Annotated in this window: 9 protein-coding genes and 1 pseudogene; 5 read left to right on the forward strand and 5 right to left on the reverse strand. The window is 61.9% G+C overall.

Annotated elements, in window-relative coordinates; translation table 11 throughout:
* Position 1 precedes the first annotated feature (1 nt).
* The gene (locus ACYVNQ_RS00375) at positions 2-667 is read left to right on the forward strand and encodes a hypothetical protein (protein WP_460900157.1); all 666 of its coding nucleotides are present in this window, start codon (positions 2-4) and stop codon (positions 665-667) included.
* Positions 595-1,425 carry a hypothetical protein gene (locus tag ACYVNQ_RS00380; RefSeq protein ID WP_460900158.1) on the forward strand — a complete coding sequence of 277 codons (831 nt, stop codon included), beginning with the start codon at positions 595-597 and terminating at the stop codon, positions 1,423-1,425. Before ACYVNQ_RS00375 ends, ACYVNQ_RS00380 begins: the two co-directional genes overlap by 73 nt.
* Positions 1,426-1,447: 22 nt before the next feature.
* On the opposite strand, the gene ACYVNQ_RS00385 is transcribed toward ACYVNQ_RS00380, so the two are convergent.
* From ACYVNQ_RS00385 to ACYVNQ_RS00405, 5 genes are all read right to left on the reverse strand, one after another.
* The gene (locus tag ACYVNQ_RS00385; protein ID WP_460900159.1) at positions 1,448-1,813 is read right to left on the reverse strand and encodes a response regulator; all 366 of its coding nucleotides are present in this window, start codon (positions 1,811-1,813) and stop codon (positions 1,448-1,450) included.
* A gap of 23 nt (positions 1,814-1,836) precedes the next feature.
* Entirely contained in the window at positions 1,837-2,805 is a 969-nt protein-coding gene (locus ACYVNQ_RS00390; protein ID WP_460900160.1) for a chemotaxis protein CheX, read from the reverse strand.
* Between the two features lie 36 nt (positions 2,806-2,841).
* Positions 2,842-3,402, reverse strand: a complete 561-nt coding sequence (locus ACYVNQ_RS00395) for a hypothetical protein (protein WP_460900161.1) — start codon at positions 3,400-3,402, stop codon at positions 2,842-2,844.
* A 9-nt stretch (positions 3,403-3,411) separates the two neighbouring features.
* Positions 3,412-4,140 carry a methyl-accepting chemotaxis protein gene (locus ACYVNQ_RS00400; protein ID WP_460900162.1) on the reverse strand — a complete coding sequence of 243 codons (729 nt, stop codon included), beginning with the start codon at positions 4,138-4,140 and terminating at the stop codon, positions 3,412-3,414.
* A gap of 65 nt (positions 4,141-4,205) precedes the next feature.
* Positions 4,206-6,593 carry an ATP-binding protein gene (locus ACYVNQ_RS00405; RefSeq protein WP_460900163.1) on the reverse strand — a complete coding sequence of 796 codons (2,388 nt, stop codon included), beginning with the start codon at positions 6,591-6,593 and terminating at the stop codon, positions 4,206-4,208.
* A gap of 301 nt (positions 6,594-6,894) precedes the next feature.
* On the opposite strand from ACYVNQ_RS00405, the gene ACYVNQ_RS00410 reads away from it, so the two are divergent.
* The 3 genes and pseudogenes from ACYVNQ_RS00410 to ACYVNQ_RS00420 all read left to right on the forward strand — a co-directional run.
* On the forward strand, positions 6,895-7,944 hold the full coding sequence (locus ACYVNQ_RS00410) for a transporter (RefSeq protein ID WP_460900164.1): 1,050 nt from the start codon (positions 6,895-6,897) through the stop codon (positions 7,942-7,944).
* A 293-nt stretch (positions 7,945-8,237) separates the two neighbouring features.
* Complete coding sequence (locus tag ACYVNQ_RS00415) at positions 8,238-9,305, forward strand: extracellular catalytic domain type 2 short-chain-length polyhydroxyalkanoate depolymerase (RefSeq protein WP_460900165.1); 1,068 nt, start codon at positions 8,238-8,240, stop codon at positions 9,303-9,305.
* A 27-nt stretch (positions 9,306-9,332) separates the two neighbouring features.
* Positions 9,333-9,692 (forward strand): annotated as a pseudogene (locus ACYVNQ_RS00420) (hypothetical protein); the annotation flags it as partial.

A 9,692-nucleotide genomic window follows, 5' to 3' on the forward strand; every position in this document is an offset into this window, starting at 1 on the left:
CATGAACGACCTGCTTTCGAACGGTTTCGGGCCGAACTGGGCAACCGTGATCGGCAGCGGGTTGTTCCATGGCATCAATCCGGCAATGGGCTGGCTGTTCGCGGCCGCGCTCGGCTTGCAGCGCGGCAGCCGCCGCGCGATGTTGCTCGCGCTGCCGCCGATTGCGCTGGGGCATGCGGCTTCGGTGCTGCTGGTCACATCGTCGGCGGTGGCGTTCGGCGCGCTCACGCAGGTGTCGCATCTACGGGTGTTGATGGGCGCCGCGCTGATTGCGTGGGCGGTGTATCACCATCTGTATGGGCATCGTCATCGCGTGCGGGTGGGGATGACGGCCGGCTTTGTCGGTCTGGCGTTGTGGTCGGCTGCGATGGCCACCATGCATGGCGCGGGCTTGATGCTGATACCGGCGCTGTTGCCGCTATGCGGCGCGAGTGCGGGCGCGGCGGGCGCCGGCGCGGCGGTTGCGCCGCTTGGCGTGTCGCTGCAATCGCTAGGCGAAGTTACTGCGCTGCATACGCTGGTCACTTTCGTGACCGGCGGAGCCATTGCGTTCGCCGCGTACGAGTATCTCGGGCTCAGCATGTTGAGACGCGGATGGATCAATTTCGATTGGCTGTGGTGCGCGGCGTTGACGCTCACCGGCACATTGCTGATCGTGTCGGGATAGCAGCGGTACGTCTTCGCGTGACGGCTCCCGAACCTTCTCACCCTCGGGCGCAAGCAGTGTACGACTGGCTCCCGAACAGGCTCACCTTCGCTATCTCCTGGAAAGGCTCACTCTCGATGCGCGCTCCGCTCGCATCGCGCCGCCTCATAAACCGTATATACTGTTTATACCGTTTGCCCAGTCACCACGGAGATCAGATGAGCACACCGCAAATCAAACAACCCACGAAGAAGACTTTCCACTTCCCGAAGAGCGCGGAAGAACCGGCAACGCAAGACGCCAAGCCGTCCGCGAAAGCAAAAAAGGCCGTCGCCGCGAAGAAGGCCCCCGCAACGGTCGAAAAGAAAGCGGCATTGAAAGAGACCGCAACGAAGGAAACGGCACCGAAGAAAGCCGCACCGAAAAAGGCAGCGCCTGAGAAAGCGGCATCGAAGAAGAGCACCGCGGCCGCCGAAAGCAAGACGCCGAAGGCAAAACCGGCCGCCGCACCCGCTGCCGCGCAAAAAGAAGCGAAGGACGAAAAAGCACGCCGCGCGAAGAAAGACAAGGTCGTACGCGACAGCTTCACGATGCCGAAGTCGGACTACGCGAAGATCGCCGAACTGAAGCAGCGCTGCCTCGAAGCCGGCGTCTCGGTGAAAAAGAGCGAATTGCTGCGCGCCGGTCTCGCGCTGCTCGCAGTCGCACCGGTCAAGCGCCTGCTGGCCGCGGTATCCGAACTGGATACCGTGAAAACGGGCCGTCCGGCCAGCGAATAAGCGGCGCAGCAGCAGAGGCCACTCAGCCGGCCAGCTTCCTGAACGTTTCGAGCACTGCCTCACCCTTGAAGGGCTTGACGATCCAGCCCTTCACGCCGGCTGCCTTGCCGCGCTCTTTCATCGCCGGGCTGCTCTCGGTGGTCAGCATGATCACGTTGACCGTCGTATTCGCCAGCTCGCTGCGAATCTTTTCGACCATCGTCAGGCCGTCCATATTCGGCATGTTCACGTCGCTGATCACGAGCTTGGTGCCCGGGCTCGCCTTCAGCTTCGCGAGGCCATCCTTGCCATCCACCGCCGTATCGACGTCGAGGCCGTTTTTCTTCAGAAAGCCGGCCACTTCATCGCGCACCGTGCTTGAATCGTCCACTACCAGAATCTTTGCCATTTGATTTTCCCCGTAACATCCAATCAGAAGAGATCGAGTTCGCCTGCGCCGACACTCGCGCCGGGTTGTTCAGCGATCTCGCTGAACTCTTCGGGCGACCAGCTGAGGCTGAACACGAAACGCTGATGCAGCTTCACCGAACGGCCCGATTGCTCGTCCGTCAACTCGTACACGAAGCACAGTTGCGGATTGTCGGAGCCGAACGAAATGTATTTCTGTCTGTGATTGACCAGCAACGGCACCTGAACCTGCGCGCGCGTCGGGTCGACTTCACCGAGGAAGCGGTTCTTGAACGCCCCCCAGATCATGTTGGTCAATTCGCCGAGCAGGTCGTTCAGATCGCGGAAATCGGCCGCCGCCGCCGTCGATGCGATGCCGCCGCGACGCTGGTCGAGCAAGGCGAGCAACGGCTCTTCTTCGGCCTGAATCATCATGTAGCCGCGGCACCATGTGCTTTCCAGCGCGATCAGACTGAACACCTCGCCGAAAATAATGCGGTCGCGCACAATGCTCGGGCGCTCGCTGGTGATCGTCAGCTCCTTGAACAGCGTGGTTAGCATCGTCTCGCTGATTTCCGAAATGCCGCGCACCAGCGCGTTCGGATAGTCGAGACTGAAAATGTATTTGTCGATCACCTCGCGCAGCGGCGTAATGTCGCTGGCCACGTACACCGCGCAGAGAATCTGGCGCAGGCTCTCGGGCAAGTCGTCGACAGTCGCGCGCGCTTCGCGCCGCATGATGATCGGCAATTCCGGGCGTACCGCGTAGATCCGGTTCGCCGTCGCGGCGGCTTCGTCGAGCGAACCGCCATAGCTTTCGTGCAGCAGAATCGCACCCAGATCGATATTCGCGCGCAGCACCGATAGCAGCCGGCTCTTGCGCACCTTCACGCCGACCAGATTGTTCTCGTCGCAAAAGCGCTTGATCGTGTCCGCATGCAGCAGATCGTCGTCGAGCACGAGGACCTTGCTGACCGGTTTGTTGTCGTTCATCCTGCTTCCTGCCTTCGCGTATTCAGGTTCGGTATTTCAAAACAGTTCGAGTTCACCGCTCGTATCTTCGGCTTGCGATACGTCCGCGGTGAAATCGACCGGCGCACGCGCGCACACGCACAGTGTCGCGGCCAGTTCAGTAGAGCCCGCGCCGCTCGCGGAGCCGTCGATCGTGATCGAAAACGATTCGAGCAGATCGGGCTTGAGGCTGCCTAGATACGGCAGGCATCGCGCGCTCAGCGTGTACGGTGTCGACATGCCGAGATCGGGAAAATAGTTCAGCAGTTCCTGATTGATCGCGCCGCAGCACAGATTGCAGATTTCCTGGAACGCTTCGCCGAAAGGCCGTTCGCCGTTGTCTTTGGTGAAGTAGCCGACGGTGGCCGCATCTTCGTTCACTTGCAGGATCAACAGCAGCCGGAACGCGATCGACGAGATCGTCAGCACCACCGCTTTCGTATCGGCGGCCGTCATCTGCGCACCGCTTTGCGCGAGCGGCACGATATTGCAGCTGTGGTTCACATCCATCGGCAAACGTGTGCGCACTGCCTTGTCGAAGATGCGCTCGAAGCTTTGCTTCGCATGAGAGCTGATCACGTCGCGCCCCTAGTGAAGCCGGGCCTGAAACTGGCTGGCGAGCGATTCGACGCTGGCCAGCGACGCGGTGATCATCTTGCCGCCGGCCTGGATGTCCTGGAACGTGGCGGTGGTGGTCAGATCGTTGCGATGCAGGCTGTCGCGGTAGCTCTTCGACAACTCTTCCGAACGTGCCGCGAGCGAACGCACTTCGCTTGCGACCACCGCGAAACCGCGACCGGCATTGCCGGCACGTGCTGCCTCGATCGACGCGTTCAGCGACACGATCACCACGTGCCGCACGATCGACGACAACTCTTGGTTCTTCGTGTGCATGTCCTGGTTCTGCGTCATCAGCGAAATCATCTGCTCGTGCCAGCGCTCGAAGGTGGCCGCGAGGCCCTTCAGACGCTGCGCTTCTTCAGAGATGCGCTGCGCGTCGCGCGCGAGCTGGTCGCGGTTTTCATTGGCGACGGCGAGTGCTGCGCGCGTTTCGTCGACCAACGCTGCCTGCCGCGCAAGCTCGTCGCGCAGTTGCGCGAGGCTTGCTTCCAGCGCCAGCTTGTCCTGCTCCGCTTGCGCGAGCAGTTGCGCATGCTGGTCGTCGTCGCGGGTCAGCGCGGCGATCTGCGCGTCGCTGGCTTCGCGCAACTGCTGCAGCGCGCGACCGCTGCGCAGCCGATGGACGACGAAAGCCAGCACGGCCGTTACCGTGCTGGCGGCGATTACTGCTACGAGATACTGTTGAATGACCACCATCGAATCACAACCATCCTTCTGTATTGCATGAAGCGAGGCGCACGCTTTGCGCCTCGCGTGCCGCGTCAGCTGGCCAGTTGGCCGCCCACCGGCAAGGTGTCGGCGACATCGCCGCGCACATCGGCGCCAAGGCTATCAACCGCAAGGCTGTCCGGCAGGCAGACGATGGTCTGGAACTGGCGGAAGTCGGCGCCCTTGTGGTCGTCGGTAAAGCGCAGCTCGATGCTGCCGTGCTCGCGCTTCAGGAAATCGCGCACCGCATCCATCCCGACACCGCGGCCCGACACTTCGGTGACCTGCTCCGCAGTCGAGAAGCCTGCGCGGAAAATAAACTCGGCAATCTCTTCATCGCTGACCTGCGTATCCGCATCGATCCAGCCGCGCCCGATTGCGTTGTCGCGGATCTTCTTCAGCGCAAGGCCGCGGCCGTCGTCGCTCAACGTGAGCTGCAGCGCCGCATTGTCGATACCCACTTCGATATCGATCACGCCCGCAGCCGGCTTGCCATGCGCGATACGCTGCGCAGCGGTTTCGATGCCGTGGTCGACCGAGTTACGCAACAGGTGCATGAACACGTTCTTCATCGTGTTGCCCGCCTGGCTGCGCAGCCGGTAGCCGTTGTCGTCGATACGCACGTGCGGCACGTCCTTGCCGAGTTCCTGCGCGAGCGACGGCAGCGAATCGAGCACGCCGGACAGCGTCTCCGCGACGCTCTCGGTGCCGAGCACGCGCAGCGTGCGGTGCAGCGCGTCGCGCATCGTCACGAGTTCGTGCATATCGCCGGTGTTCGCCGTTTCGAGCAGCTTCAGGCTATGCGCAATGTGTTCCTTGTCGACCATCAGATAGCGGTCCGTGCCGGTACGGCGCGCGAGGCGCTTACGCCCGAGGCTCAGCTCGTTGATCTTCGCGTAGCTGTCGATCGCTTCGCGCACGCGCGCAAGCTCGTCCATCAGCACGTCCTGGTCCCAGTGGTGTTCCGACTCCGCGCGGCGCAGTTCGTCGTAGCGTTGTTCAGTTTCGTGCACGACGTTGGTCAGATGCTGCAGGTTGTAGGTGCGCGCATTGCCCTTGATCGTATGCATATTGCGGAACAGTTCCGCAATCGCGCTGTGATCGGCCTGATCGTGCTTGCGAATGATGCGTTCATTCTCGCTGACAAAGCCGCTGGCCGAATCGATGAAGTGATGGAACTTTTCCTCGTTGACCGCGAGAATCTCGCCGATCATTTCGAGGCGGCGTTTCTGTTCGCCCGCTTCGGCGGCGAGCTTGCGCAGCTCGGTCACATCGCGCACGCACAGCATCAGGCGCACGATCACGTCGTTCTCGTCGGTGATCGCGGACCAGCTCAGATCAAGCGTTTTCACGCGGCCGTCGGGCATCTGCTTCGCAATCTCGCCGACCAGCAGATGCTGGTTGAACTCGAAGTTGATCGCATCTTCGCCGAGACACGCGAAGGTGGCCGCGTCGATCTGCGACAGTTCGTCGGCACCCAGATCGGTATCGGCAAACACCAGGTCCATCAGCCGGCGGCCCGCGATGTCCTTCGTTTCGAAGATCGCCTCGAGGTAGGCCGAGTACTCGGAGTGAATCACCGCATCGTCGACCACCGTCAGAATGCCCTGCTGCATGTTCTGCAGCATCGCCTGAATATCGGCGGTCTTTTGCTTGAGCAGCGCCGAGTTTTCCTGAATCTTTTCGATCATGCCGTTGAACGCGACGATCGAATGGCCGATCTCGTCCATGCGGCCCACCGGCACGCGGCGCGTAAAGTCCTGGCTGGTGGCGATCTCGCTCATCATCGCCTGCATGCCCGACAACGGCCGCGTGATCTGGCGGTACAGCAGCGCGCCGATCGCAGTCAGCAGCAGCACCGCGGCGCCGGTGACGGCAGCGATCATCGTGGTCGTGGTGGCGAGGCGGTCGTTCAACGTCGTGATCGCCGCATCCTTCTCGCGGTTCTTCTCGACACGCAGTGTCTCGACGATGCCCTCGAGCTCGTCGCGATACTCGGCGACATTCGCGAACAGGTAGGCTTGCGCGAGCTCGTTCTTGCCGGCCAGTTTCATCTTGGCGGTTTCGTCGATCGCGGAGAAATAGTTACCGAGGCTTTCCTGCGCCTGCGCAACGAGCCCCTTTTGCGCATGGCTCGCGGCATTTTTGGCTTGCAGCTCGAGTGCGTCCTTGAGCGTCGTGCGCTTTTTCGTCAGCACTTCCTGCGCCTGCGACACCATGTTCGCATCGGGCGCGTAGACCAGCGTCATGGTCGCGATCTGCACGTCCTTGACCTGCGACACCAGATCGGCAGAGGCGAGTGCGCTGGGCACCACGCCTTCCGTCACCTGTCTGACCTCCGCCGCGCTGCCTCTGGTCTGGTAGACGGCGTAAGCGCCGATTGCCGACAAGGCGACGAACATCAAGACAACCAATAGCGTAATACGATGACGGATAGTCATTTTGTAATTCCCCGAGGTCAAGCTGGCGATCAACAGACGCTTCGATGGAGCGCGCCGTCGCCTTATGTGTGTGGCCCGGTATGCCGGGCGCGTCGATTGTTGGCCAGGAATGTGACGAAACGATGAAGTATCACAATCGACGCGCGGCATTGTCCGCGAGGCCGCCTTAAAATGTCATATAAACGCCAGCGGCCCGACACAGCGCGCATAACGGATGTGTCAAAATGTCCGCCACGCATGGGTTGCGCGCGCACGCACCTCGCCCCTTCATCGGCTTACCCGCTCAATCATTCAACCGCCTATGAAACTGAATCTGGCGACTTCCACATATGGCGCCGACCAGTCGGGTCTGGTTTGCAGCTTCCACTTCGTGTCCGGCCACGCGGGCCAGCCGATCGATTCCGACGCCCTGATGGAATGGCTCGCCGATCACGCAGCGAACCCGCGGCGCACCGACGGCGAATTCGTGTGGCTGCATTTCAATCTCGCGCACGTGGCCAGCGAGCGCTGGATGCGCGCGCATCTGGACCTGCCCGACGGCTACTTCGAAGCGCTGCGCGAAGGCTCGCACTCCACCCGCATCGAGCATCAGCACGGTGCATTGCTGGCGGTGGTCAACGACGTGATCTTCGACTTCGAGCAGACGCCGTCGGACATCGCGACGCTGTGGGTGTACACACACAAGCACATCATGGTCACCGCGCGGCTGAAGCAGTTGCGCTCGGTAGACCGCTTGCGCGCTGCGGTACGCGAAGGCGAGATTTTCAGCACGCCCGCTGAACTGCTGATTCACCTGCTGCGCGACCAGGCAGATCTGCTGGTGCAGATCGTACGCGGCAGCAGCATCGAAATCGACCGCATCGAAGATCAGTTCCTGTCGAAGCTGGCAGTGGAAAGCCGCCGCGACCTGGGCGCGATGCGCCGCGTGCTGGTGCGGCTGCAGCGGCTGCTCGCGCCGGAACCGGGCTCGATCTTCCGGCTGCTGGTGCGGCCGCCCAACTGGCTGTCGGAGGCCGACGTCCAGCACCTGCGCGATTCGACCGAAGAATTCTCGCTGGTGCTCGGCGACCTTTCCGGTCTTGCCGAACGCATCAAGCTGCTGCAGGAAGAAATCGGCGCGCGGCTCGACGAGCAGACCAACCGTACGCTGTTCACGCTGACGCTGGTCACCGTGCTGGCGCTGCCGATCAACATCGTCGCGGGGCTGTTCGGCATGAACGTCGGCGGCATTCCGCTCGCGGAAAACCGGCACGGCTTCTGGGTGATGGTGCTGACTGTCGTCGGGCTCACGGTGTTCGCGGGGTGGTGGGTGTTCCGCCGCTCGTATGCGAGACGGCCGCGCGGAAGATAGGGGTGAAAAACAAGCGCAAACGTTGATGACAGAAATAAAACACCCGTCAACGATTCTCGCGCTACACCCCCTATCCGTTCTGGCAGGTATCCAGCCTATTCCGATCTCCCTATCTTCCGATTCGTCGGCTATCGCAGTGCAGCACGCCAAAAAATTCCGCCTGCATTAAAGCGGCATTGCTGCTGCCAATACGCATTGCCGATGCACCGAAAGCGGTCCTGGCGGGCCGCTTTTGCGCTGCACACCATTCGGAACACGAAGCAAGTTCACATATCTCACGCGGGGTTGCGAAGATGGCGGACGACACCTTTTCGAAGATCGAACAACTGAGCTCGTACAACGTGAAAAAGGGCGAAAGCTCGATTTCGGGGCTCTCCTCGGGCGCATTCATGACCGTGCAATTGCATCTGGCGCATTCGGCCAGCTTTGCCGGCGTCGGCGTCATCGCCGGCGGGCCGTTTCGTTGCGCCGAATCGTTTCGCGGCGCGGCGCCGCTGGCAGAAGACGCCTACGTGCAAGGCGCCGAATTCATCTGCATGAGCCCACTGACCGCGCATACCGGCCCCAGCGCGCCGCGCCTCGCGCAACTCGCGCGCGAAACTGCGCAGGCGGGCCGCATCGATCCGGTATCGAACCTGAAGGGCGATCGCGTGTACCTGTTCACGGGCTCGCGCGACACGGTCGTCTATTCGGACGTGGTCAAATGCACGCAGCGGTTTTACGAACTGCTTGGCGTCGCATCGCAAGACATCGCATTCGACGACACCGTGCCCGCCGGCCATTCGATCGTGACGGACAACCCGGAAGATTCACCGCTCCCCACGAATCAGCCGCCGTACATCAATAAAGGCTCGTTCATGCAGTCGCACCGCATCCTGCACCACATCTACAGCGACCTGAAGCCCGCCTCCACCCAGCTGAGCGGCCGCCTCGTGCGTTTCGACCAGCGCGAGTTCTTCGGTACCGCCGCGCTGGCCAGCATGGGTCAATTCGGTTACGCGTACGTGCCGCGCGCCGTCGAAGAAGGCAAGCCCGCGCGCGTGCATATCGCGCTGCATGGCTGCAAGCAGGGCTATAGCTACGTGAACTACGTATACGGCCGCGCCGATGTGAGCAATCAGGCGCCGTACGGCAACCGCTATATGACGACCACCGGCTACAACGAACTGGCGGACAGCAACGACATCATCGTGCTGTATCCGCAGGCCACCGGCGCCGACGACGGTGGCCAGCAAAACCCGGATGGCTGCTGGGACTGGTGGGGCTACACCAGCGCCAATCCGGAACAGCCGGACTACTACACGCACGACGCGATCCAGATCAAGGCGCTTCACTCGATGTTGACCCGCCTTGGCGGCTGACCCCCACACTCACCGGATGAGCCTGCTATGAAAAGTACGACCCTTGCACCCTTACCTGTGTTGCAGGAACCGGCAGCGTCCGCTGCCAGCACCGCGCTGGCCGTCGTCGAAGTCGAACGGACGGCACCGGCCATGCATGCGGCGACGCTGCAGCATGCGATCAAGGTGCCCATGCTGCTCGGCGGCTGGGCCGCACGTGCCGGCACCAGCAGTATCGATACCGCCAGGCTGTTTGCATTCGGCATGAACCTGCAAACCTGGGGCGAACTGATCGAAATGCAACAAGCCGTCGTGCAGCGGCTGGTGTTGCAGCAGCAAGCCTTGCTGCAGGGCATCGCGGCATGGAACGTGGAACGCGCGGAAATCAAGGCCGCCAATACCGTCACG

The sequence above is a fragment of the Paraburkholderia jirisanensis genome (genome assembly GCF_054782355.1).

Excerpts from the sequence above, each read along its gene's own strand:
- ACYVNQ_RS00375 (WP_460900157.1), top strand. The coding sequence starts at position 2 with ATGAACGACCTGCTTTCGAACGGTTTCGGGCCGAACTGGGCAACCGTG.
- ACYVNQ_RS00380 (WP_460900158.1), top strand. The coding sequence starts at position 595 with ATGGATCAATTTCGATTGGCTGTGGTGCGCGGCGTTGACGCTCACCGG.
- ACYVNQ_RS00385 (WP_460900159.1), bottom strand. The coding sequence starts at position 1,813 with ATGGCAAAGATTCTGGTAGTGGACGATTCAAGCACGGTGCGCGATGAA.
- ACYVNQ_RS00390 (WP_460900160.1), bottom strand. The coding sequence starts at position 2,805 with ATGAACGACAACAAACCGGTCAGCAAGGTCCTCGTGCTCGACGACGAT.
- ACYVNQ_RS00400 (WP_460900162.1), bottom strand. The coding sequence starts at position 4,140 with ATGGTGGTCATTCAACAGTATCTCGTAGCAGTAATCGCCGCCAGCACG.
- ACYVNQ_RS00405 (WP_460900163.1), bottom strand. The coding sequence starts at position 6,593 with ATGACTATCCGTCATCGTATTACGCTATTGGTTGTCTTGATGTTCGTC.
- ACYVNQ_RS00410 (WP_460900164.1), top strand. The coding sequence starts at position 6,895 with ATGAAACTGAATCTGGCGACTTCCACATATGGCGCCGACCAGTCGGGT.
- ACYVNQ_RS00415 (WP_460900165.1), top strand. The coding sequence starts at position 8,238 with ATGGCGGACGACACCTTTTCGAAGATCGAACAACTGAGCTCGTACAAC.